This is a genomic window from Chitinophaga varians, assembly GCF_012641275.1.
Taxonomy (GTDB): Bacteria; Bacteroidota; Bacteroidia; order Chitinophagales; family Chitinophagaceae; genus Chitinophaga; species Chitinophaga varians_A.
Window position 1 is genome coordinate 451,289 of record NZ_JABAIA010000002.1, and the last position, 23,261, is coordinate 474,549.

Annotated in this window: 20 protein-coding genes and 1 tRNA gene; 12 read left to right on the forward strand and 9 right to left on the reverse strand. The window is 49.8% G+C overall.

Annotation, left to right across the window (positions count from 1 at the left end):
• Positions 1-101: 101 nt before the first annotated feature.
• Together HGH92_RS16480 and HGH92_RS16485 are read right to left on the reverse strand one after the other, a co-directional pair.
• On the reverse strand, positions 102-1,703 hold the full coding sequence (locus HGH92_RS16480) for an NAD(P)/FAD-dependent oxidoreductase (protein WP_168871870.1): 1,602 nt from the start codon (positions 1,701-1,703) through the stop codon (positions 102-104).
• Between the two features lie 299 nt (positions 1,704-2,002).
• The gene (locus HGH92_RS16485; RefSeq protein WP_168871871.1) at positions 2,003-2,875 is read right to left on the reverse strand and encodes a hypothetical protein; all 873 of its coding nucleotides are present in this window, start codon (positions 2,873-2,875) and stop codon (positions 2,003-2,005) included.
• 94 nt (positions 2,876-2,969) lie between these two features.
• On the opposite strand from HGH92_RS16485, the gene HGH92_RS16490 reads away from it, so the two are divergent.
• Together HGH92_RS16490 and HGH92_RS16495 are read left to right on the forward strand one after the other, a co-directional pair.
• The gene (locus HGH92_RS16490; RefSeq protein ID WP_168871872.1) at positions 2,970-4,661 is read left to right on the forward strand and encodes a hypothetical protein; all 1,692 of its coding nucleotides are present in this window, start codon (positions 2,970-2,972) and stop codon (positions 4,659-4,661) included.
• 62 nt (positions 4,662-4,723) lie between these two features.
• A tRNA-Gln gene (locus HGH92_RS16495) sits at positions 4,724-4,794 on the forward strand.
• A gap of 49 nt (positions 4,795-4,843) precedes the next feature.
• Here the strand turns inward: HGH92_RS16495 and HGH92_RS16500 are convergent.
• From HGH92_RS16500 to HGH92_RS16510, 3 genes are all read right to left on the reverse strand, one after another.
• Positions 4,844-5,953 (reverse strand): serine hydrolase domain-containing protein, encoded by a 1,110-nt coding sequence (locus HGH92_RS16500; protein WP_168871873.1) that lies wholly within the window; start codon positions 5,951-5,953, stop codon positions 4,844-4,846.
• Between the two features lie 221 nt (positions 5,954-6,174).
• Positions 6,175-6,777, reverse strand: a complete 603-nt coding sequence (locus tag HGH92_RS16505; RefSeq protein ID WP_168871874.1) for a hypothetical protein — start codon at positions 6,775-6,777, stop codon at positions 6,175-6,177.
• Positions 6,753-6,947 carry a hypothetical protein gene (locus HGH92_RS16510; RefSeq protein ID WP_168871875.1) on the reverse strand — a complete coding sequence of 65 codons (195 nt, stop codon included), beginning with the start codon at positions 6,945-6,947 and terminating at the stop codon, positions 6,753-6,755. Before HGH92_RS16510 ends, HGH92_RS16505 begins: the two co-directional genes overlap by 25 nt.
• Before the next feature lie 315 nt (positions 6,948-7,262).
• Here HGH92_RS16510 and HGH92_RS16515 point away from each other — a divergent pair, with 315 nt between their 5' ends.
• Positions 7,263-8,219 (forward strand): Fic family protein, encoded by a 957-nt coding sequence (locus HGH92_RS16515; RefSeq protein WP_168871876.1) that lies wholly within the window; start codon positions 7,263-7,265, stop codon positions 8,217-8,219.
• A gap of 54 nt (positions 8,220-8,273) precedes the next feature.
• On the opposite strand, the gene HGH92_RS16520 is transcribed toward HGH92_RS16515, so the two are convergent.
• Positions 8,274-8,639, reverse strand: a complete 366-nt coding sequence (locus HGH92_RS16520) for a DUF779 domain-containing protein (protein ID WP_168871877.1) — start codon at positions 8,637-8,639, stop codon at positions 8,274-8,276.
• 33 nt (positions 8,640-8,672) lie between these two features.
• Positions 8,673-10,208: an aldehyde dehydrogenase family protein gene (locus tag HGH92_RS16525; RefSeq protein WP_168871878.1), complete on the reverse strand. Its 1,536-nt coding sequence runs from the start codon at positions 10,206-10,208 to the stop codon at positions 8,673-8,675.
• Between the two features lie 152 nt (positions 10,209-10,360).
• Here HGH92_RS16525 and HGH92_RS16530 point away from each other — a divergent pair, with 152 nt between their 5' ends.
• Complete coding sequence (locus HGH92_RS16530; RefSeq protein ID WP_168871879.1) at positions 10,361-11,287, forward strand: AraC family transcriptional regulator; 927 nt, start codon at positions 10,361-10,363, stop codon at positions 11,285-11,287.
• A gap of 122 nt (positions 11,288-11,409) precedes the next feature.
• Here the strand turns inward: HGH92_RS16530 and bla are convergent, their stop codons facing one another.
• Both bla and HGH92_RS16540 read right to left on the reverse strand, forming a co-directional pair.
• Complete coding sequence (bla, locus tag HGH92_RS16535) at positions 11,410-12,288, reverse strand: subclass B3 metallo-beta-lactamase (protein WP_168871880.1); 879 nt, start codon at positions 12,286-12,288, stop codon at positions 11,410-11,412.
• A gap of 48 nt (positions 12,289-12,336) precedes the next feature.
• The gene (locus tag HGH92_RS16540; RefSeq protein WP_168871881.1) at positions 12,337-12,732 is read right to left on the reverse strand and encodes a winged helix-turn-helix transcriptional regulator; all 396 of its coding nucleotides are present in this window, start codon (positions 12,730-12,732) and stop codon (positions 12,337-12,339) included.
• 79 nt (positions 12,733-12,811) lie between these two features.
• Here HGH92_RS16540 and HGH92_RS16545 point away from each other — a divergent pair, with 79 nt between their 5' ends.
• From HGH92_RS16545 to HGH92_RS16580, 8 genes are all read left to right on the forward strand, one after another.
• Positions 12,812-13,696 carry an NmrA family NAD(P)-binding protein gene (locus tag HGH92_RS16545; RefSeq protein WP_168871882.1) on the forward strand — a complete coding sequence of 295 codons (885 nt, stop codon included), beginning with the start codon at positions 12,812-12,814 and terminating at the stop codon, positions 13,694-13,696.
• 39 nt (positions 13,697-13,735) lie between these two features.
• Entirely contained in the window at positions 13,736-14,116 is a 381-nt protein-coding gene (locus tag HGH92_RS16550) for a PH domain-containing protein (RefSeq protein WP_168871883.1), read from the forward strand.
• A gap of 181 nt (positions 14,117-14,297) precedes the next feature.
• The gene (locus HGH92_RS16555) at positions 14,298-14,852 is read left to right on the forward strand and encodes an RNA polymerase sigma factor (protein ID WP_168871884.1); all 555 of its coding nucleotides are present in this window, start codon (positions 14,298-14,300) and stop codon (positions 14,850-14,852) included.
• Positions 14,853-14,918: 66 nt separating this feature from the next.
• Positions 14,919-16,016: a FecR family protein gene (locus tag HGH92_RS16560; RefSeq protein ID WP_168871885.1), complete on the forward strand. Its 1,098-nt coding sequence runs from the start codon at positions 14,919-14,921 to the stop codon at positions 16,014-16,016.
• A 112-nt stretch (positions 16,017-16,128) separates the two neighbouring features.
• A complete protein-coding gene (locus HGH92_RS16565; protein ID WP_211092658.1) occupies positions 16,129-19,488 on the forward strand; it encodes a TonB-dependent receptor in 3,360 nt (1,119 codons plus the stop codon).
• Positions 19,489-19,500: 12 nt separating this feature from the next.
• On the forward strand, positions 19,501-20,904 hold the full coding sequence (locus tag HGH92_RS16570; RefSeq protein WP_168871886.1) for a RagB/SusD family nutrient uptake outer membrane protein: 1,404 nt from the start codon (positions 19,501-19,503) through the stop codon (positions 20,902-20,904).
• Positions 20,905-21,017: 113 nt separating this feature from the next.
• The gene (locus HGH92_RS16575) at positions 21,018-22,058 is read left to right on the forward strand and encodes a cyanophycinase (RefSeq protein ID WP_168871887.1); all 1,041 of its coding nucleotides are present in this window, start codon (positions 21,018-21,020) and stop codon (positions 22,056-22,058) included.
• Positions 22,059-22,082: 24 nt separating this feature from the next.
• Positions 22,083-23,120 (forward strand): isoaspartyl peptidase/L-asparaginase family protein, encoded by a 1,038-nt coding sequence (locus HGH92_RS16580; RefSeq protein ID WP_168871888.1) that lies wholly within the window; start codon positions 22,083-22,085, stop codon positions 23,118-23,120.
• Positions 23,121-23,261: the final 141 nt, after the last annotated feature.

Consider the following 23,261-nt stretch of genomic DNA (forward strand, 5'->3'; position numbering starts at 1 on the left):
AATTACGAATTACCAAAACCGGAATGCGAAAAAATGCACATAAAAATGCGAAGATCATACAGGGATTGCCTTGCATGACCTTCGCTTTGGTTAACGGGTTGTTATTTTTTCTCTTCGTGATATTCCTGTTCGGTGTTGATAGACCAGATATTGGCTTTATCGGTGATACCGGCAGCGATGTTGTCTACCGCCACCATGGCTGTCAGCATGGAGTGGTCGGAGTTATTGTATTTATGCATGCCGTTGCGGCCTACCAGAAAGAGATTGCCGAAGGTGTCGAGATAGTGGCGTACTTCATCGAACCGGGTATAGGTGCCGAAATAGGCCGGATAGGTTTTTTCCATACGGAGCACGGTGGCATCGAGCACATCTTCTTTTCGGGCCAGCCCTATTTTGCATAGTTCGTGTATGGCTGTTTCCCTGATTTCGTTATCGGTCAGTTCCCAGAAGTCATCGCCTTTGTTACAGAAATATTCCATGCCTACCCAGGTGGTGGTCGGATCTTTCACCATGAAGGGGCTCCAGTTGTTGAACAGTTGCAGCCTTCCTACTTTCACATCTTTTTCCTGGATATAGATCCAGGTGTCGTTGAGTGTGATAGGTTGATGGTGGTGTGTTTTAGCATCTTCGAAGCTAAGGCTTTTCAGCAGGATACCGATGGTGATGAAATCGCGGTATTGCAGGCCGGCAGCTATTTCGCGGACATGGGCCGGCACATCGGCTTTAAGGCCGGCCACCAGTTCCTGTACCGGCATGGTGGAAAAGAAATAGTCTCCTTCCAGCACGGTTTTTTCGCCGGTGGTTTTGTCCAGTGCTTCGATGGCGGTGATACGGTTGCCTTCTGTGCGGATGCCCACCACATCGTGTTGCATCAGCAGTGTGGCACCTTGCGAGGTCACCTGGCGGGCTACTTCTTCCCAGAGTTGGCCGGGGCCGTGTTTGGGATAGAGGAACTGTTCAATGAGGCTTGTCTCCACATTTTTCTGTTTGATGTCTTTGGGCTTGCTGGCGTTCCAGGCGGCTTTGGCGGCATGGGCAATTGCTTTGCCGATAGAGATGCCTTTGATGCGTTGCGCGCCCCATTCAGCGGATATTTCATTACAGGGAACGCCCCATACTTTCTCTGTATAGTGTTTGAAGAACAGCAGGTAAAGTGTTTTCCCGAAGCGGTTGATCATAAAATCTTCCAGCGACTTCTCCGGTTTTTTGGGAAACAGTTGTGCGTACAGGTAGGAGATCATGATCCGGATGGTGGTCATGATGCCCAGTTTGCGCAGCGTATCGATAGACAGCTGTATAGGATAGGTAAAGAATTTCTTCAGGAAGTAGATGCGGGACAGGCGTTTTCTGACCAGCATCACCAGGTCGGGGTTTTCTGCGACGAGGGTGTCTGTTTCCCCGTTTTTCTGTGGTGTTTTTATTTCCCTTGTTTTTTGCTGGTAGCTGATGGTGAATATTTCAGCCGCTTCTTTGTCGAGCGGCATGACGGTCATCCACCAGTCCATGACGCGGTCGGACTTCGAGAAGAACCGGTGTCCGCCTATATCGATACGGTTGCCTTTATAGTTGACCGTTTTGGAAATGCCGCCAATATCTGTGCTTTTTTCCAGGATGATGGGCATTATATCTGTGCGTTGGAGCAGTTCATAGGCAGCAGTAAGGCCGGCAGGCCCTGCACCGATGATAATGGCTTTCTTTTGCATGAGATAACATCGATTGATGGTGAATAGTTATTTGAGGACGGGGTAGTAAGTAGTGCGTTTCGGTTATACCGGCGTGTTTTGGGGTATCGGAAAAAGCGGGGGCGCCCCCCGAACATGCAAAAGAATAGTGGTGAACGCTTTAGCTGGCATAGTAAAATGGTTTATCTCAGGCCTTCCTGTTTTAACGGACAGCCTGGTTTTTGAGGGTTTATTACAGGGTCACGCGGCAGCGCTTATTTGCCACGTATACAATTATAAAAAACAGTACTGAAATAGCGGTTCAGCAACGGTTACGGTTCTCAGAATTTCCACTTGTAGAAGTACACCGGAGCGTCTTCTCCTTCGCTGACGGTAACGTAACCATCGTTACCGGGCGTGATGGTAATGCCTTCGCCTTGTTTTTCGATTGTGTAGGGGAGTAGTTGTGCGGGTTTTGCCATGGCCTGTTCCACGGTCTCGTTAGGGTTACGGTGCCAGTAGTAGATATCTGTGAGTGTTTTAATCACAATATGGCGGCCGTCTTTGGAGATATCACCGGAAGTGACCCACGTGTAGGGCAGGGTGATGAGTTTCTGCAGCTGGGCTTTGTCGCCGTCTTTAAACAGCAGGTTGTTGGTTTTATAAAGGCTGACTTTTGATTCTCTTTTGCTGACGATATAGATTTTTTTGCCGATAGGATCGATGAGCAGTGTTTCTGCGTCCCTTGGGCCGTTGGGGTATTTGAGGGTGAGCACGTCCGGGCGGATATGCTGCGATTTTTCTGTTACCGCCGTGGGCTCTTCAAAGCGATAGATACGGATATGTTTACGTGCCCCTTTGTTGTCGCCGATATCCGCCACATACACGTAATGTTTGCCTTTCACGGGGCCCATGCCTTCTGCAATATCTTCCATGTCCCGGTTGCTGACATCATCCAGTTTGACCGTGCAGGCGAGATTGGCCTGATGGTCCAGCAGGAAAACTTCCGGTTTGTTGCCACTGTCGTTGTGCGTCCAGTAATAACCCGGCAGCGTGCTGCTGGAGGCAATACCGGATGCTTCCGTGATCTTGCCGGAAGTGACATGGCCCAATACAATGGGTTTGACAGCAGTATTGTCTTTGGTGGCCTGCGCGAAAGAGGCGGAAAATGTGCCGGTCAACAGCAGGGCAGTCAGCAGAACAGGTAATCGCATAGGGCAATTTACTTAAAAATATGATGTCATATTTCTAATCCTAATCTAATGAACATTAGTCGAAAGTGGGGCTACCTTCGGCCAATATTTGCTCATGAAACACCTGCTATACTGTGTGACCCTTATGGGAACCCTGCTGGCCCGGCCAGCCTTTGCCCAGTCGGATTATATCAACCTGGGCAACAAACAATACCAGCTGCTGGACAGGCTGGACGTACTCACCAAAAACGATACCCTGCTAGGCTTTACCACCGTGAAGCCGTATGACCGCCGGAAGGTAACTGAGCGGGCGTTGTACCTCGATTCGCTGGACAGGGCCGGTATGTTGCCTTTCACCCTGACAACCACCGACCGTTACAACATCCGTCACCTGTTGATGGATAACTGGGAATGGGCGCCAGCCTACGCTGATTCCTTTGCCGTAAAGCCGGTGCTGAAAAATTTCTACCGCACGCCTGCATCCTTGTATGCCGTCAATACGAGCAATTTCAAACTGTCCATTAACCCTTTGCTGAACCTGCAATACGGCGGCGCCAACGATGGTACCGGCAGTATTTTCGTCAACAGCCGCGGACTGGTGCTGAGAGGGAATATCGCCGGTAAGCTGGGTTTTTATACGGTGCTGACAGATAACCAGGAGCGTGACCCCGCTTATGTGCGTGATTTTGTGACCCGTTTTGATGCCGTGCCAGGCGCGGGTTTCTACAAAAACTACAACCACAACGGCTACGACTACTTCGATGCGCGGGGTGGTATCTCCCTCAACGCCGCCAAATATTTTGATATCCAGTTTGCCTACGATAAGCTGTTTATCGGCAACGGCTTCCGAAGCCTTTTCCTCAGCGATTTCAGCAATAATTTCCTGTACCTGCGTATCAGCACCCGTATCTGGAAGTTTGACTATGAGAATATTTTTGCGCAGACCATTGCGCCATTCCCTCCTTACGGCTCAGACGGGCGCCAGATGCGGCCCCGCAACTATATGATGATGCATCACCTGAGCCTGCAGGTAACCAAATGGCTGAACCTCGGTTTCTATGAAAACGTGATGGAAGACGGGAAAAATGGTCTACAGCTGAGTTACCTCAATCCGGTTATTTTTTACCGGTCGGTGGAACAACAGCTGGGTGCAGCCGGCAAAGCTAATGTGGGCTTTGATTTTAAAGCCAATATTGCCAGGTCGGTACAGTTGTACGGGCAGCTGTTGATCAATGAATTTGTCACGAAAGAGGTGTTGCATTACAGTCGCGGTTCGTTTGTCAACAAACAAGGCGTGCAGCTGGGCGCCAAATATATCAATGCCCTGGGTGTACGTAACCTTGATCTGCAGGCGGAAGTCAACTATATACGGCCATTTACCTACACCAATTACGACAGTACCACTAACCTGGTGCATTATAATCAGCCGCTGGCGCATCCGTTGGGTGCCAACCTGAAGGAGTTTATCGGTGTTGCCCGTTATCAGCCGTGGCCGCGGCTGTATCTTACCGGTAAACTGATGTACCACGTGCAGGGACTGGATTCTGCCGGGATAAACTTCGGCAGTGATGTGTTTCGTAGTTACAACACGCGGCCGCGGGACTACGGGTTCCATATCGGCAGCGGTATCCCGGTGAACAGCACTATGGCCGCGCTGAGTGCATCATGGGAGATTTTTGAGAATATGTTCATTGACCTGAATGCCACTTATCGTACCTATAACGTGCAGGACCAGCCTAAGTCGAACACTTTCTTTTATACCGTAGGATTCAGGGTGAATATGCAGTCGCGGGAGTTTAATTTCTAGATTTTCAAAAAAAATTTGACAATTAGTGGAAATGTTATACCTTCGCGTTCCTGAATTGACAATGCCCGATAGTATAACGGTAGTACAAGCGACTCTGACTCGCTTTGTCTTGGTTCGAATCCAGGTCGGGCAACAGATACAAAAACCGCTCTCAGAGCGGTTTTTGTGTTTATATCACTTCCTTATTTCTTCACCGCGCCCAACACATCTCTCACCAGCACCTGATTCGCCTGATCTGTTACGTCGTTGTAGTAACCGGCTGTCATCACTATTTCCAGGTCCAGTGAAGGTATCATGGCGATGGTCTGGCCACCGTTGCCTTCTGCCTGGACCATGTCCACCGGTTGACCTGCCACCTGTGGTTTGGAGCACCAGAACTGGAAGCCGTAGCCAACGTTCTTTTCATCGGAATCAACGATCCATTTGGTGGATTGGGTGATCCATGCTGCGGGGATGAGCTGTTGTCCTTTCCATTGTCCCTGCTGCATATAGAGGCGGCCTATGCGTGCCATGTCCAGCGGGCGCATACGCAACCCTGAAGGCATCCAGTATATACCGTCGGCACGTGCGCTCCAGAGGAAGTTTGTGATGCCCAGCGGCTGAAAAAGATATCGGCTGGCGAAATCGCGTATGCTCATGCCCGTAGTCCGTTCCACGATTTGTCCGAGCAGGTGGGTGTTACCACCGCTGTAGTTGAAAACGGTGCCGGGTTTGGCAGCGCTCTTACATTGCAATACAAAGCCGGTGGGATCTTGTGCTTCCAGCATTTGCCGTTCGGCGTTGGCAGGATCATCATAAGACACGCGCTCGTTCCAGTCCAGCCCCGAGCTCATCGTCAGCAGGTGACGGATAGTGATATCGGCTTTATCGCCGGTAGCATACTGCCGGTAGGTTGGAAAGTAATCGAAGATCTTATCATCCACGCTTTTGATTTTTCCTTGTGCCAGCGCGATGCCTACGCAGGCAGATACGATGCTTTTGGTGACGCTCCGGCAGTCATGCAGGCTGTCACGTGTATGCGGTATTTTCCCTACCGGCGTTGGAAATACGGCATCGTCTCCTGCAAAGTACTGTTCGTAGATGAGTTTGTTTTTTCGCAGGATGATAAGGCTGTGAATGTTGTATTTGCCGTTGTTAATGTCGTTTTCCAGTGAGATGATTTTGTTTTTGTCTATGTTGGCTTCGTCGAAAGTGCCTGTTTCCTGGTCTGGTGTTTCAGGAGCGGGCAGATCATCGTTATTATGACAGGAGCAAAACAAAACGGCTAAGAGAATGGGAATGATGTTTCTCATGATAGATGGATTTTTCAATGATGATGTGGGAATTCCCTTAAAATATAAGCATGCTGTAATACGACGGGGAGCGGGAAATTTACCCCTACGGGAGGCGGGAGATTATTTGAGGGTTTGGGAGGACAAGGAAAGATGGGGTTGGCGGAGATGGCTTGGAGGTAATGAAAGCTATTAACTTTGAGTTTTTCTTTGTACCACCAAGGTCATATGATAAGTATATTTCAAGGCCAGTGGACTTTTTGCCGTGGAAGGAAAAAGCCTCTGATGCAATTAGGATTTCTGATGCAGATCTGAATATGGTTTTTTTCACGGAAGCCTGCATTGGGATATAATTCCTTCCCTTCCCAGAATACTCCCCGGACAGAATCGAATGGCGGAATATTTTGATGTCGTTGAAATTGGTGTACCATTTCTATTACTGCACAATCCAATTCGCGCAGTAATAACTCCTGATTCCCCAATGCTGGCTTATTTGCTGGCATATTTTTTCCAATGGCACTACAGGACTCGCGTAGTATACTATAGGCTGTTTTTAATAACGCTAAGTTTTGATAATCGAGTAAATCCAAACATAATCCGAGGTCAATAACAGCACCGATTACAGCTGGCCGCGTGATTGACTTTTTTCTCCTGTTTTGGCCCAGGAATTTTGCAAACTCAAATGCTCTGGAAGGGCTACTGTCCCAGAAATAGATGCCATGACCTATCCAATCATATTTATTATGGCTACTTCTGAGCTCGACTTGCCCCGATATTACTTTGTGAGCGAGACTTTCATCACATCCATGAAAAGCGGCTATTAAGCCTGGTCTAGAAGAATACATAAGCCTTTATATGGTGCCCTGAAATTTCCTTTTTCTGTGATAATACCTGCTGCAACCAAAAAGGCTTTAGCTGCTTTAGGGTCTTTGGCCAGTTCTGCCGAGTATTTTTTCATGGCTCTGGAGAGCTCCTTTATTTCTTTTGATTCGTAGGATGATCGTGAGTTTTTCATATAATGGTTTGTTGTTGATACAAATGTACTACACCATCTTTCTGCACTTTGTAAATCAAATGTTAATGGAAAATAATATGTTATAATGATAAAATATTTATCATTTAATTTTGCTTCTTATTACGGTCCTTCTTCGTTCTGCGGGATTTTTTGCTGTAGAAAATTTTTTTTGAGTCAAGCCGGATTATAATAGAAGGGGAAAAACGCTCACGGCCCATGAGGGCAATGATAATTAGCCTGCTCTTTTTGCACCAAAATGTATTACATTTGATAGTATCATTTGATACTATCAAATGATACTATCAAATTGAGAAAATGAAACCGCCATACGATATTACCGATAACATTTTGAAGCTGATTGTCTCAATTTCAGAGAAGATAGGAGCCATTAACGCCACCCACCTGCAGCGGGTGCCAGCCACACTACGCAAGGCAAACAGGATAAAGACCATACAGTCTTCTCTCGAAATCGAGGGTAATACGCTTTCGGAAGAACAGGTAACCGCTATTTTGAATAATAAACGGGTGTTGGCCCCACAAAAGGACATACTCGAGGTCATGAATGCCATTAAACTGTATGATAGTTTACCCGGATTTAAATCTGTCAGCCAGGCGTCGTTTTTAAAAGCGCATCGGATTTTGATGTCCGGATTAGTCGCATCTCCGGGGACATTAAGGAATCGGGCTGTTGGTATCGTGAAAGGAGCCAAAGTAACGCATGTAGCCCCCCCGGGACCTATGGTCAAGTCATTGGTGAATGATTTGTTTACCTATCTGAAAAATACCGACGAATTAGCGTTGATCAAAAGTTGTGTTTTCCATAATGAAATAGAATTCATTCACCCGTTTATGGATGGTAATGGCAGAATGGGACGTTTTTGGCAGACTGTTATTTTAATGGAGCAATATCCGGTATTTGAATTTCTGCCTATAGAGCATATCGTAAAAAAACGGCAAACTGACTATTATAAAGCACTTGGTATCGCTGATAAGACCGGAAAATCTACTGTGTTCATTGAGTTTATGTTGTCAGTTATTGAAGAAGCGCTCGATGAGCTAGCGGAAGTCAGACCTGTGAAATTGACTGTAAATGACCGGATAGCAGGTTTTCAAAAAGCCATTGGCAGCGCAACTTTTACGAGGAAAGATTACATGAAGCACTACACTGAACTATCAGCGGCTACGGCCAGTAGGGATTTGAAAGCAGCAGTTGATGAGAACGTTTTGAAAATGTATGGGGAAAAAAATACGACAGTTTACCAATTTGTTTAGATACGCTGATAAAAAATAAAAAAGCAGGCCGTCAAACGGCCCGCCTGCGATATACTATATTACGGGCTCAAGATCATTCAGCTCATCTGTTGTAAAAATTTCCGACCTGATATAAAATCGCACACCCAGTGGTATTTCCAGCGAGAAGCTGCTGCCTCTTCCGGGTGTGACGTCCAAAATCAACCGGGTATGTTTCCAGTATTCAAACTGGTCGCGATGCATATAAAACCGGCAGCCCTCCACTTCTCCAAGGCATACGTCACTGCTGCCGGTAATAAATTCGCCTGCTTTGAAACACATGGGCTGGCTCCCGTCGCAACAGCCGCCGCTTTGATGGAACATCAACGGACCATGGCTGCGCTGCAGCTCATGGACCAGCGCGACGGCCTTTTCGGTAGCGATAACACGGGCGACACTCATATTCGTATTACTTAGGTGGATGTCATGTCACTATCAGAAGAATCCCAGCTTGTTTTTGCTGTAAGAGATCAGCATGTTTTTCGTTTGCCGGTAATGGGAGAGCATCATCTTATGGTTTTCCCTGCCGAAACCAGACTTTTTATATCCGCCGAACGGTGCATGTGCCGGGTAGGCATGGTAGCAGTTGACCCACACGCGGCCGGCCTGGATGGCACGGGGCACCTGGTACAGTTCATGCGCATCGCGGGTCCATACGCCGGCGCCGAGGCCATACAGCGTATCGTTGGCAATGGCGATGGCTTCTTCGGTGGTACGGAAGGTAGTCACGCAGCTGACGGGCCCGAAGATCTCCTCCTGGAAAACACGCATCTTATTATGGCCTTTGAAGAGCGTGGGCTGGATATAATAACCGTGTTCCAAACCACTGTTCTGATGAAAGGCCTCACCGCCACAGAGTACCTGCGCCCCTTCCTGTTTACCGATTTCGAGGTAACTGAGGATTTTATTGTACTGGTCCTCCGATGCCTGTGCGCCCATCATTACGGTGCCATCCAGGGGATTGCCCATTTTAACGGCCTTAGCGCGACTGATGACTTTGTCCATGAACTTATCATAGATGTTTTCGTGTACCAGGATACGGCTCGGGCAGGTACATACTTCGCCCTGGTTGAGCGCAAACATTACGGCGCCTTCCACGGCTTTGTCAAAAAACTCATCGTCTGCGTCCGCTACGGATTCGAAGAATATATTCGGGCTTTTGCCGCCCAGCTCCATGGTGACCGGTATCAGGTTTTCGGAGGCATATTGCATGATCAGCCGGCCGGTGGTAGTTTCGCCGGTGAAGGCTACTTTCTGCACGCGTGGCGATGATGCCAGTGGTTTGCCTGCTTCGGGGCCGAAGCCGGTAACGATATTGAGCACACCGGGAGGCAGCAGGTGGCCGATCAGTTCCATCAGGCACATAATGCTGGTAGGGGTCTGTTCTGCGGGCTTTACCACTACGCAGCAGCCGGCAGCCAGTGCGGGGGCTATCTTCCAGGCAGCCATCAGCAGGGGGAAGTTCCAGGGAATGATCTGGCCTACTACGCCGATAGGCTCGTGTATATTGATGCAGACGGTGGTTTCATCATGCTCGCTGATGCTGCCTTCTTCACTGCGGATCACGCCGGCGAAGTAACGGAAGTGGTCCACTACCAGCGGCAGGTCGGCGGCACGTGTTTCCCGGATCGCTTTACCATTATCAATCGTCTCTATGGTGGCCAGGTATTCCAGGTTATCTTCTATCACCTGCGCTATCCGTATCATCAGATTGCTGCGGTAAGTGGGCGCTGTCTTGCCCCAGCTGGCAAAAGCCTGGTGGGCGGCGTCTATGGCTTTCTCTATGTCCTGGGCATTGCCGCGGGCGGCCTGTGTAAATGCTTTACCATCAATGGGTGATATATTGTCAAAATATTCCCCGCTGGCTGGTTTTACCCATTGCCCGTTTATATAATGATCGTATCTGGCTTTAAATTCGGGTCTTTTAGCCACATCGGAAGCCGGTGCGGCGGTAGTGGTGGTATCTTTCATAACGGAACGATTTACGTGAAACAATAAGCTAATATGCTAAACCTGCCGGGGTTGACCGGAAACTTTCGTACTTATCTATAGCACAATCGTACCTGTCTTTTACGGCCCACAGAATATTTTCAGTAAATTGTAGATAGTAAAATATGATGGTAATGCCGGCGAGAAAGTATTTAAACCATATTGATTTTACCCATCCGAAATTCCTGCAGCAACAGGTGGAGAACCGGCGTATCTACAACCTGAAAAACTGTGAACTGAATATCTTCGAGAGTTATCAACAGGCGTACCAGGTACCCTTATCTTTTGGCGATTTCGTTATTACCAGTATGGTGCAGGGCAAAAAGATCATGCACCTGGAAGAGCAGCCGGCCTTTGAATACGTACCCGGCGAATCTGTGATTGTACCGGCCAATGAAACCATGATCATCGATTTTCCGGAAGCTACACCTGACAACCCCACGCAGTGTATAGCCCTTACTGTGGACAATGCCTATATCCGCAATACGCTTCAATACCTGAATGAACATTATAACAGCGATCATGCAGAGAAAAGCGAATGGCGACTGCACTTCAGCAAATACCATTTTGATAACGATGCTGATGTAGCTGATACCATCAATAAACTGGTGCGCATCTGCCACGGCTCAGATTTGGGCAAGGATATCTATGCAGACCTGAGCATGAAGGAGCTGCTGGTCAGGATACTGCAAAGTCAGCACCTGCAAAAGGTTTCAGATGAATATGCGGTCAGTAGCAACAACAGCCGCCTGCATTTCGTATTACATTATATTCATGAACATCTCACAGAAAAAATAGCGGTCGACACCCTTTGTAAAAAAGCATATTTGAGCCGCAACATCTTCTTCAAATGGTTTAAAGAACAGTTTGGTATCACCCCACTTGAATACATTAACAAAGAGAGAATCAAACTGGCCAAACAACTGCTGGCCAACAACAGCCATTCAGTAAGCCAGGTAAGCATACAATGCGGCTTCAATGATACCAACTATTTCGTACGCCTTTTCAAAAACGCGGAAGGCATTACTCCCGGCGCTTACCAGCTCATTTGCCGCAAATAAAAGACAATACCCGGTCGAACTGTCGCCTGAAAAAATTTAAAGCAAATGGCCTGAGTCCAATTAATTATCGAACCCAGGCCATCATCTTAAAAGCCGTCCAATCTTTTGGGGCCACTAATTTCTTATTCCGCTGACAGTTTCTTTTGATAGGCAGCTTTGAGGTCCGCCAGTTGTTTGTCGTAATCATCCCTGCCGGCAAAAGCGGCGGGGTTATACGGATCTCCGTCTTTATGTTTTTTATGCAGATCGAACTGACTGGCATGTGCCGCCAGCCAGAGATCGAACCGGACCTTGGGCATAGTGTCCAGCGTATAGCCGTAGTCTTTGGCCATGCCCGGATAACCTTTTACCGCCGAGAATTTACCGTCGATGATGATGGTAGGCATATTGGCCAATAGTACCTTGTAGGTGCGGTTGTCGTCTTTTACATCGAAGATGAAGCTACAGGAACCAATGGTATGGCCAGGATGATGCAGCATGACCAGCTTCATGTCTCCGAGGCTGACCGTATCTTTATCATGTAACACACGGTCCACTTTTACCGGCCTGTAGGTGGCACCATATTTCCCCAGTTCATAATCTGTTTTTCCACCGGTTTTCGACACGCTAACATCGCCGGCATCGACCATAAATTTGGCGCCGGTTTTTTCCTGTATGGCTGCCATGGCGCCCATATGGTCGTAGTGGGCCTGCATGGTCAGCAGTATTTTAATGTCTTTGAAATGAAAGCCCAATGCTTCGATATTATCCCGGATGCTTTTCTCCGAGGCAGCCAGGCCGGTATTGATCAGGATATTCCCGGCAGCGGTGGTGATGAGGTAACTGGCCAGGTCATAGGTACCTACGTAATAGAGGTTGCCTGCTATTCTGAATGGTTGCTGCGGCTGGTTCCACTCGGGGTTTATCCGTGTAGGTTCCTGCACTTTCTGGGCATGGGCCATGCCGGCAGTACAAAGTCCTGTTATCAATAAAAACAGGCTCCGGACAATCTTGTGTTGCATAGATGGATTGGGTTGTGGGAGTTGAATCCCAAAGTTAACCGTTCATCTTCAGACCGGAAAATCCTTCATGTTTTTTCTGAAAATTTTCCCGGACTCCTTACTGTCATTGGCTGCCCAGTTGGCCATTGCCCAGAGCACGTCCCGCATGCCCTTTCCTGATTTGGTGAGGCTGTAGGTCACATGCGGCGGGATGACCGGCTCCGCTTTCCGGTTGATCAACTCATCGGCTTCCAGTTGTTTTAATTGCTGTATCAACACTTTCTCCGTAATGCCTGGCACCGCCCTTTTCAGCTCACCGTAACGTTTAGGCCCGGACAATAAATGAAACAGAATAATGGGTTTCCAATACCCACCAATCTTCTCCATCACATAGGTGACGGGGCATTGCTGATATGCCAACTGCTTGTTGGCCTGAATAGTAGAGCTTTCTTTAATTGCTGTCATGGTACATACTTTAGGGTAAGTACTAGTTAAAAAGTATGTACAAATATACCTTTGTTGCATCAAACAAAAAACAACTACTATGAAAATTACAATCACAGGATCATTAGGAAATGTAAGCAAACAATTAGCCGTTAATCTGATCAACAAAGGACATCAGGTTACCATTATCAGTCAGGATGCCAATAAAGCTGTACAGATAGCGGCAATGGGCGCTGTAGCTGCCATAGGCTCTGTAAAAGACACTGCATTTTTAACCACTGCCTTCAAAGGGGCAGATGCCGTATATACCATGATTCCACCGCTGGCCGCATCTGAAGATTATTATGGAGATGTGGCTGTTATTGCGGCCAACTACCGCCAGGCATTGGCTGATGCGGGCATAAAACACGTCGTGAACCTGAGTGGCATCGGGGCACATGTGCCCGCGGGCAACGGCTTGTCCAGCGCTTTCCACCAGGTGGAGCAAATTCTCAACCAGCTGCCGGACACGCATATCGTTCACCTGCGCGCCGGTATGTTTTACACCAATTTTTATGGTAATCTGGAGATGATCTTACAACAACAGATCATCGGGAATAATTTTCCGGGAGATATCCGGTTAGGACTGGTACACCCCCATGATATTGCGGATGCAGCCACCTCACTGCTTTCAGGCCTGACATTTACCGGTAAGTCGTTCCGCAATATGACCAGCGATGAGAAAACAGGAAACGAGATAGCGGCCATCTTCGGGCGGCTGACATCCCAACCGGTACAATGGGTGCCGTTCCCGGATGAAGCTTTGCAGCAGGGCGCCATGCAGAATGGTTTCTCCGCGCATATGGCATCGCTGCTTGCCCAGGTGGGCGTCAGCATCAGGGAAGGCCGGCTGTATGCCGATTATGAGAAAAACAAAGTGGTAGCCGGTCAACGGAAGTTTGAGGATTTTGCGGGACAGATGTTGAAAGCAGTGGTGCAGGGATGATGTCCGTTTATTTTTCTATCTTCCCTGAAAATATTACCTATGGGATTTTTTTCAGCGCTGCTGGGCAATGCAGGCACCGTTAGTCAACAGGAACTGGTGAAAGACTACGGTAAATTACTGACAGACACTGAAGTGATCGAGCTGGGCTTTAAACTGTTCAGGGACACTTTTATATTCACGAACAAACGGTTGATACTGGTGGATAAACAAGGTATTACCGGCAGTAAAACGGAATACAAAAGTGTATCATACAAAAGCATCAGCCGCTTCAGCGTGGAAACAGCCGGTACCTTTGACCTGGACGCGGAGTTGAAGATCTGGGTGAGCAGTGAGGTACAGCCCAGTATTGTGAAAACATTCAATAAATCCGTGAATGTGTATGAAGTGCAGAAAGTGCTGGCACATCATGTATTAGGATAATGACCGTTCATCTGTTTCTATAAAAATCCGGCTCTGTACAGGAGCCGGATTTTTTTTGATCAATACTCTACTGGATAATTTGACAGGTCTGTTTATCCTGACTGATCTGCCGCGGCTGGCAAATCCGGATAAAAAAATATAATTTGGCCGCCTGCCGGCATTATATTCTTAAAACCAGCCCATGTCAACCGAAGAAGATCATCATAGCCTACAATGGGAGCGACTGCGGAGCGGCGACAAACAGGCCCTGTTTGCACTGTACAACAGCACCTATTCCCATTTGCTGCGCTTCGGGCTGAAGCTGTGTGGCAATGATGAGCTGGTAAAAGACTGTATCACACAGCTGTTTTTACAGCTCTGGAGCAAACAGGCGCAGCTGAAACCTGTTACTAACGTGCCCGCCTATCTGTTTACCGCCCTGAAACGGCAACTGCTGGACCAGCTGGCCTATCAGGCACGCATGCACGACGCCATCAGCCGTATGACCGGCAAAGAAGCCGAAAATGAATTGTCCTATGAAGAGATCATCATCCGGGTGCAGCAGGACGATGAAATAAAACGGCGCCTATACGAAGCCATGAAAGCCCTCACCCCGCGGCAGACAGAGCTGGTGCGCCTTAAATTTTTCGAAGGGCTTAGTTATGAAGAAATCGCCGCACAGACTTCCCAAACCGTGAAAACGGCCTACAACACTATCTACGACGCTATTAAAACCCTCCGGAAAAAACTTTCCTGAAAAAAAATGTTTTTTGTCTAGGAAAAACGGCGAATCCTGCCGTCTGTATAAAAAAGGGTTAACTGCATGAACTTCCAGGATTACGAGGCAATAGATTTTGCCTGTGATGAATCTTTCCAGCGTTATTGCCGGGAGGAGCATGAAGCGGACATCGCTTTCTGGGCCGAATGGGCGCGGCAGCATCCCGGTAAAACGGCCGTATTGGAAGAGGCCCGTCAGCTGGTAGCTTTGTTGTCTGCCCGCCAGGGCGGGCGCGTGGAGCAGCTGAAGCATCTCCGGGACGGACTTACGCAATACGAGCGGCTGCAACACGCGCTGGAAGGGAGCTTGCCGGCACTGCCTGAAGAGCCGACACCGGTCAACCGTTACCATTATATACGATATGCCGCCGCTGTGATAGGCGGGGCCGTTATCCTGGCCGCCGGCGGCTATTTCTTCAGCCGTCAGCAGCGTGCTGCACGCATGTCCTCCGAAATGGCTGCAGCCACTGTCATTTCCGCCGGTGATGAACCGCGCAAATCGGTGATACTGCCCGACGGTTCCGCGCTGGTGTTGCGGAAAAACAGCCGGGTAGAGCTGGCGGAAGGATTTAACCGTGTGAACCGTGACCTGACACTGACCGGCGAAGCCTTTTTTGATGTGGTAAAGGACGTGCACCGGCCTTTTATGGTACATACCAGCGCCTTCGATATTAAAGTACTGGGCACCGTGTTTAACGTGAGCGCCTATACGGGCCATCCCCTGATGGAGGCGTCCCTTTTCAGAGGAAGCGTAGAGATCACCTGTGCGCAGGGACCTGCACAGAAAATAGTACTGCAACCGAATCAGAAACTGACCATAGCAGGCACCGCGACAGGGAAAACAACCGCTGCGCCGGTGCTGAAGGTATTACCGCTGGATGCCGACCCTGTCAACCATAAAGCCCGGGAAATAGCCTGGGTGCGCAACCGGCTGGAGATAGAGAATGAACCGCTGGCAGATATCGCCGGCAAACTGGAGAAATGGTACGGTATCCGCATCGCCTTTGCAGATGATGCCGTAAAACAATACCGCTACTCCGGTACGTTTGAGAGTGAAACTGTACTGAAAGCACTGGACGCCCTGCAGCTGTCCTATCCCTTCAACTTTAAAATGGTAAACGATACGATCATCATCAGCAAATAAAAATATCAACCAGTAACAACCAAAATAAAGAAGGGGAAGTGTTCGCACCACTCCCCCTGAAATAGGCCAGATAATGTCCTGAACGATCATTAACTAAACCAACATCAAAGGTATGGTAAAACTTGTATTCCTGAAATGGAAAGGGAAGGCTGTTCCCGCCGGCAAACTGCTGCTCACTATGAAATTGACAATCTTTCTTTTTTTGACCTGTCTGCAGGTGCAGGCGGTATGCCTGGCCCAGGAAACGATCACCCTGCAGGTGAGGGAAACCAGTATCCGGCAGTTCCTGAAAACACTGGAGCATCAGACCTCTTACCGGTTTGTTTTCCATGATAAAACACTCCCCGAAAACAGCAAAGTGTCTGTTACCGCTAAGGGCGCCTCGCTTGATGCCGTGCTGACACAGGCGCTGGCCGGTACCAACCTGGCCTGGTCCCAGCGGGAAGACGGCCTCGTGGTGCTGTATGCCGCAGATGCCAATAATAAACCCGCTGTGGATATGACAATCCGCGGAAAGGTGCGTGGCATCGATAACCTGCCGCTGCCCGGCGTTACTGTCAGGGCCGTAGGCTCCAATGCCGGCGCGCTCACCGCTGCCGACGGCAGTTACACCCTGACCGCCCCCGATCAGGTCCGTACCCTGCAATTCTCCCTGGTAGGATATACCACCCGCCAGGTAGACATCAACGGCCGCCACGAAATCAATATCACCCTCGAAGAAGATGTAAAGACACTGAACGCGGTAACAGTTACCGGCTATACGAACTATGCCCGCGACAAGTCCACCGCTTCCGCCGGTATCGTAGGCAGCGATAAAATCACCCAGGTGCCCATGGCCAGCTTCGAACAGATACTACAGGGCCGTGTGCCCGGTATGGTGATATCCGCTGGCTCCGGTCAGCCGGGGACCGCCGCCACAGTGACTGTCCGCGGCGTAGGCACCATCAACGGCAGCTCTTCCGTGCTGTACGTGATGGACGGCATCCCTATTGAAGCCGGACAGTTCCAGGGCATCAACCCCGAAGACATTGCTTCCGTAACTGTACTGAAAGACGCTTCGGCCAAAGCATTGTACGGTTCCCGCGGCTCCAACGGCGTTATCGTGATCACCACCAAAAAAGGCCAGGCAGGCAAACTGTCTTTCTCTTATAAATCACAGTACGGGTTCTCCAATATGACCACGCCGAAGTTCAAAATGATGAACTCCGCAGAGCACCTGCAGTTTGAGGAAGAGATAGGACTGGAAACCGGTTCCAATATCGGCCCGGGCTGGGAATTCTCCCCCAGGAACCCTGACTACGCCACCAAAACCCCGGAAGAAAAAAGACAGGCCGATCATATACTCGACAGTCTGCGTAATACCAATACCGACTGGCGCAAGATATTCCTGCGCACAGGCAAGTTCCAGGAGCATCAACTCAGTGCCAGCGGCGGTAATGACAATATCCGCTTTTATAGCTCGCTCAACTATTTCGATCAACAGGGCATCGCGCTGCGCTCCGGCCTGAAACGCTATAGCCTGAAGAACAATGTGGACTTCAACGCCGGCCGGTTGACCGGTAACGTGAACGTAGGACTGGCCTATTCCGAATCTTCCTTTATTGAGCGGGAAGCTTCCAGCAGCGGCTCAAATCCGCTGGCAGCCGTTTATTACGCACTGCCTTACGAATATCCCTACCTGCCAGACGGCACGCTGGTCACCAACTGGAACGACGACGTGTATCCCGTGTATGACCTGCGGGAAGGCAGCAACGCCCTGGAGGCGCTGCTCAACACCAGTAACAAAGACAACCAGCTGAAAAGCATCATCGGTACCTCGCTGAACTTCACCATCGCCAAAGGGCTTGTGGCTAAGACAAGACTGGGACTGGATTTCAGGGAAACCACCACTGAGCGTTATGTGAACCCGGATTCTTATTCCGGTTATAAAGTAGATAACGGTGGAAAAGGCAGCTTTGGAGAAGGGACTACCCGTAACTTCACACTGGTCACTACTTCCGGCCTGACCTATTCCAAAAATATCGCTGACCGTCATGACTTTGAAGTGTCCGGTTATTTTGAATTCACGAAGAACAATTACCGTGCATTCAACTATACCGGCTTTGATCTGGATGGCCGCCTGCCGGCCACGCCTGCTGCCATTACGCCAGGTTCGCCTTTTGCGCCGGTAGTAGGCGGCAGCCGTACCCGCAGCGCACTGGCTTCCTACATCGCTGTGGGCCGTTATACTTTTGATGAAAAATATACACTTAACGCCTCCTTCCGCTATGATGGCGCTTCTACCGTGCCTCCTTCCAACAGGTGGCATGGTTTCTATTCCGTGGGCATCGGTTGGGAAGTGAAGAAAGAGAATTTCCTCAAAGACGTGAGTTTTGTGGACAACCTGCGTTTCCGCGCCAGCTATGGCACTTCCGCTAATCCGTTCTCCACGCTCGGGCCCTTCGCTTATTTCCGCACTTACGGCACCGACCAGTATGCCGGCCGTCCGGCCATTGTGCCATCACAACCTGGTAACCCGGGCTACGACTGGGAATATGCCAAAGAGCTGAATGTCGGCTTTGACCTGGGCATCTGGAACAACCGTATCCGCGTGGTGACAGACGTGTACAATAAAATCACCAACAACCTGTTCATCGAACAGCCGTTGTCCATCACTTCCGGCTTCAGCAGCATGTTCCTCAACTCCGGCGCCATGCGCAACCGCGGCATCGAGATGGACGTGCAGGCAGACATCATCCGCCGGAAAGATTTCACCTGGAATGTGGGCTTTAACTTCGCTTACAATAAAAACGTGATCACCGATCTGGGCGGCGCCAGCGAATTCACACAGGGCGATTCAAAAATTGTGCGGGTGGGCCTGCCTTATGGTTCGCACTACGCGCCTAAATGGGCCGGCGTAGACCCGCAGACCGGCGATCCGCTGTATTATGACCGTTCCGGCAAAACCACCAGCGATTATAACGAAACCGCGTTGAGCGTAGCGGAATTTGGTACTTATATTCCGCCTTTCACCGGCGGCTTCAACACCGGCATTACCTATAAAGGTATTTACCTGAACGCGTTGTTCACTTTTGCAGATAAGACCATGCGTTATCTCAACGAAGATTATTATACCGAGAACCCGGCCTTCGGCAGCAGCAACCAATCTATACGCATGTTGTACGACCGGTGGAAGAAACCTGGCGACAACGCCATCCTGCCCCGTTTCGGCGCCAGGCGCGGTTACTCTTCCCGCGATATCCAGGACGCCTCTTATCTCCGTTTGCGTAATGTGAGCATCGGGTACAACTTCCCGAAGGCGCTGTTGTCGCAGCTGAAATTTATACAGGGCGTGCAGGTGTTTGCGCAGGCGCAGAACCTCATCACCTGGACCAAATGGAAAAGCTTTGACCCGGAAAACAACAATGGTGAAGGGCGTTTCGACTATCCCGCTGCGCGGACTTACACCTTCGGCCTGAATGTTAACTTTTAAATCCTGCTGTTCATGATCCGTTATATTCAACATACTGTTAAATACCTGGCACTGATGCTGCCGGTATGCCTGCTTTCGTGCAACAAACAACTGGACCTGTCGCCCACAGACAATATCATTGATCCGGGAAGGACTTTTCGCAACGTCGCCGATCTTAATGGCGGCCTGCTGGGCGCTTACTCACGGCTTACCTACAATACCATTTACAACGTATCGCTGGTAACAGACGAGTGTACGTTGCCCAGCGAAAACGGTACCGGTGGCGGCGTAGCTTCCTACCGCTGGCAGATAGACCCGGGCAACGGCACCATTACCGCTTCTTTCAATGAATACTATGTTACGATAGACCGTGCCAACCGTGTGCTGGCCGCGTTGCCACAGGTGCCTGCCAAAGGCGATGAAGTAGCGAAGCGCGACCAATATCAGGGCGAGCTGCTGGCATTACGGGCGTACTGCCACTTCCAGCTGTTGCAGAGTTACGCGCAGGACTATACGCCCAATGCGCTGGGCGTGCCTTATATGGACGTTTCCAAAGTCAGCTCCCCCGCCCGTAATACTTTTGCGGAAGTAATGGCGCGTATTGAAGATGATCTTAAAGCCGCGAAGAAACTGATCCCTGCCTCCTTTGATGATAATACCCATATCACCCTGGCAGCAGTGTCAGCGATACAGGCACGGGTAGCCCTGTACGAAAAGAAATGGAGCGATGCCGTCACCTATGCCACAGAAGCTATCCAGGCCATGCCGCTGGCGGCACGTAACAAGTTCGCCGCCATCTGGAAAGATACCGATGAATCGGAAGTCATCTGGAAACTGAAGCAGATGCCCGGTACCGACGATGACCTGATCGGCGGTGTTTATTTCAAAAAGCGTGTAGCCTTATACGTCCCCTCCTTTGAACTGATTAAATTGTTTGACAAAGACAATGATGTGCGTTACCCGGCTTATATACAATTTGATGACAGCCGTGGCGCCGGTAAATCCGCTTACCTGGTCAATAAATACACCGGCAGTAGTGGTAACCCCGGGCTGGCAGACCTGAAGGTGTTCCGTACCGGAGAGATGTACCTGGTCCGTGCAGAGGCCGCGGCGGAGCTGGGCCAGAACGGCGATGCCGCCAATGACCTGAACGGTCTGCGTGCCGCCCGTATTGACGGTTATACACCGCAGGTGTTTGCCGATAAAGATGCGCTGATCACTGCCATCTATACAGAACGATTTAAAGAACTGGCGTTTGAAGGGCATCGTTTGTTTGACTTGAGGAGACGTTCCTTACCTGTAACACGTGAACCGGAAGACGCGGTGAATGCGCTGGGAGCAGTGCTGCTGAAGCCGGGACAGCGCGGTTATGTGTTCCCGATACCGGACGCCGAAACCAAGGCTAACAGGAACATGGAGCAGAATAAACCTTATTGAATTACGAATTACGAATTACGAATTACGAATTACGAATTACGAATTACGAATTACGAATTACGAATTACGAATTACGAATTTGAGGTATCCACAAAATGTAAAACGATCAGTAAATGAACGGAATAAAGATAATGGGCCTGTTAACGATAACGGCTATATGTTTTAGTGCTTGTGACGGGGGGGACAAAGCTCCTAAGACGATTCCCGGCCGTCCGGCTTCTATTGGTATTGTGGGTGATACGGCCGATGTGATTAAACCGGTAACGGGAGGCGTGGCGCTGATAGGTGGCGGCGGCAATGTGGACGGCGCTTTCCGCTGGATGATAGCCCGCAGCGGCGGTGGCGATGTGGTAGTGCTTACTGCCTCTGCGAACGCCGGTTATAACGTGGACATCGATTCATTGGGCAAGGTGAATTCCGTCGAAACGCTTAATATCACCAGCCGGGAACTGGCGAATAATGATACGGTAGCACGTATTATCCGGAATGCGGAAATGTTGTTTATCGCCGGTGGCGACCAGTCCCGTTATATGAACAACTGGAGAGGCACTAAGACAGCGGAGGCCATCAACTATCTGCTGACAGAGAAAAAGGCGCCGGTAGGCGGTACCAGCGCCGGTTGCGCTGTGCTCAGCGGGCTGTACTACAGCGGCGAAGGTGGTAGTGCGGTGTCTGACAGCGTGCTGGCCAATCCATACGATACGCTGGTAAAAGTGTATAACAATGATTTCCTGCATGCACCTTATCTGTCCGGCGTAATCAGCGACCAGCATTATGTGAAACGCGGCCGGCAGGGCAGGCATGTAACTTTTATGAGCCGTATTATCACAGATTATGGTATTTTCCCGATGGGTATTGCGCCGGACGAGAAGACGGCCGTTTGCATTGACGAGCATGGCGTGGCAACGGTTTTTGGGGTGAGCAAAGCATATTTTATCCAGGCGGATAGCCTCAAAAAACCTGAACTTTGTGTGAAAGGACAGCCTTTACAATGGAATTGTAACGGACAGGCCCTTAAAGTATATGAAATACCTGCTTCCGCGACCGGCAATGGCCGTTTCCCGTTGTCTGCCGGTGATACCACGGCGCCGGCCGGCGGCACCTGGTACTGGTGGTGGGTGGAAAATGGGGTACTGAAAACCAGGCAGATTTGATGATTTTATAAAATGACACTTTACATGAAAAGAGGTTTTTGCTATTTGTTACTGGCCTGTTGCCTGATGATGTCCCGAAATATGGCGTCAGCGCAGAAAAAAGTAGGACAGTATGTACTGGTGATCCATGGCGGCGCAGGCACTATCCTGAAAAAGAACATGTCGCCTGAGATGGAGGAAGCTTATAAAGCATCGCTGAAGCGGGCGCTGGAGAAGGGTTATGGCGTATTGCAATCCGGCGGCAGTAGTCTCGATGCGGTAGAGGCCACCGTACGGGTACTGGAGGACGATTCTCTTTTTAACGCCGGAAAAGGGGCGGTCTTCACCCACGACGGCCGTAACGAACTGGATGCGGCCATCATGAACGGCAAAACCAGGGCGGCGGGCGCCGTAGCTGGTGTGACAGTGATCAGGAACCCTGTCAGTGCTGCCCGTGCAGTGATGGAAAAATCTGAACATGTGATGATGATCGGCCCCGGAGCAGAGAAGTTCGCCAAAGAAGCCGGACTGGAAATTGTGGACCCTTCCTACTTCCGTACTGAGTCCCGCTGGAAAGGCCTGCAAAAAGCGTTGAAAGAAGACTCGCTTGCTTCGGCCAAATCCAACGCCTATACGAATCCCGCGAAGCTGGGCATTATCAACAAGGATAATAAATTCGGCACGGTGGGCGCTGTAGCGCTGGACAAACAGGGAAACCTGGCCGCCGCTACTTCCACTGGTGGTATGACCAACAAAAAATACGGCCGTGTGGGTGATTCGCCGATCATTGGCGCCGGCACTTATGCGAATAATAATACCGTAGCCGTGTCCTGCACCGGCTGGGGCGAGTATTACATCCGCAACGTGGTGGCCTACGACCTTTCTGCGCTGATGGAATATAAAGGGTTGTCTGTGCAGGATGCCGGTAAAACCGTTATCAAAAAAGTGGGCGATATGGGCGGCGATGGCGGCCTCATTGCGCTGGACAAAAACGGTAATATGGCCATGCCTTTTAACACGGAAGGCATGTACAGGGGAGCTGTCACCAAAGACGGGAAGATTGAAATTTATATTTATAAATAACAGTTTGTCCTAAGATATATCCGATTTTCAGGGGCTGGCCGATCAGGCCGGCCCTTTTGTTTTTAACGCCGCATGCAGGAACGGGAAAATGCATGCTGCTTGTTATACCTGAGGAATTGCTTTCTGCGGGCGGCTGACAGC

Excerpts from the sequence above, each read along its gene's own strand:
- HGH92_RS16480 (WP_168871870.1), bottom strand. The coding sequence starts at position 1,703 with ATGCAAAAGAAAGCCATTATCATCGGTGCAGGGCCTGCCGGCCTTACT.
- HGH92_RS16485 (WP_168871871.1), bottom strand. The coding sequence starts at position 2,875 with ATGCGATTACCTGTTCTGCTGACTGCCCTGCTGTTGACCGGCACATTT.
- HGH92_RS16490 (WP_168871872.1), top strand. The coding sequence starts at position 2,970 with ATGAAACACCTGCTATACTGTGTGACCCTTATGGGAACCCTGCTGGCC.
- HGH92_RS16500 (WP_168871873.1), bottom strand. The coding sequence starts at position 5,953 with ATGAGAAACATCATTCCCATTCTCTTAGCCGTTTTGTTTTGCTCCTGT.
- HGH92_RS16505 (WP_168871874.1), bottom strand. The coding sequence starts at position 6,777 with ATGTATTCTTCTAGACCAGGCTTAATAGCCGCTTTTCATGGATGTGAT.
- HGH92_RS16510 (WP_168871875.1), bottom strand. The coding sequence starts at position 6,947 with ATGAAAAACTCACGATCATCCTACGAATCAAAAGAAATAAAGGAGCTC.
- HGH92_RS16515 (WP_168871876.1), top strand. The coding sequence starts at position 7,263 with ATGAAACCGCCATACGATATTACCGATAACATTTTGAAGCTGATTGTC.
- HGH92_RS16520 (WP_168871877.1), bottom strand. The coding sequence starts at position 8,639 with ATGAGTGTCGCCCGTGTTATCGCTACCGAAAAGGCCGTCGCGCTGGTC.
- HGH92_RS16525 (WP_168871878.1), bottom strand. The coding sequence starts at position 10,208 with ATGAAAGATACCACCACTACCGCCGCACCGGCTTCCGATGTGGCTAAA.
- HGH92_RS16530 (WP_168871879.1), top strand. The coding sequence starts at position 10,361 with ATGCCGGCGAGAAAGTATTTAAACCATATTGATTTTACCCATCCGAAA.
- bla (WP_168871880.1), bottom strand. The coding sequence starts at position 12,288 with ATGCAACACAAGATTGTCCGGAGCCTGTTTTTATTGATAACAGGACTT.
- HGH92_RS16540 (WP_168871881.1), bottom strand. The coding sequence starts at position 12,732 with ATGACAGCAATTAAAGAAAGCTCTACTATTCAGGCCAACAAGCAGTTG.
- HGH92_RS16545 (WP_168871882.1), top strand. The coding sequence starts at position 12,812 with ATGAAAATTACAATCACAGGATCATTAGGAAATGTAAGCAAACAATTA.
- HGH92_RS16550 (WP_168871883.1), top strand. The coding sequence starts at position 13,736 with ATGGGATTTTTTTCAGCGCTGCTGGGCAATGCAGGCACCGTTAGTCAA.
- HGH92_RS16555 (WP_168871884.1), top strand. The coding sequence starts at position 14,298 with ATGTCAACCGAAGAAGATCATCATAGCCTACAATGGGAGCGACTGCGG.
- HGH92_RS16560 (WP_168871885.1), top strand. The coding sequence starts at position 14,919 with ATGAACTTCCAGGATTACGAGGCAATAGATTTTGCCTGTGATGAATCT.
- HGH92_RS16565 (WP_211092658.1), top strand. The coding sequence starts at position 16,129 with ATGGTAAAACTTGTATTCCTGAAATGGAAAGGGAAGGCTGTTCCCGCC.
- HGH92_RS16570 (WP_168871886.1), top strand. The coding sequence starts at position 19,501 with ATGATCCGTTATATTCAACATACTGTTAAATACCTGGCACTGATGCTG.
- HGH92_RS16575 (WP_168871887.1), top strand. The coding sequence starts at position 21,018 with ATGAACGGAATAAAGATAATGGGCCTGTTAACGATAACGGCTATATGT.
- HGH92_RS16580 (WP_168871888.1), top strand. The coding sequence starts at position 22,083 with ATGAAAAGAGGTTTTTGCTATTTGTTACTGGCCTGTTGCCTGATGATG.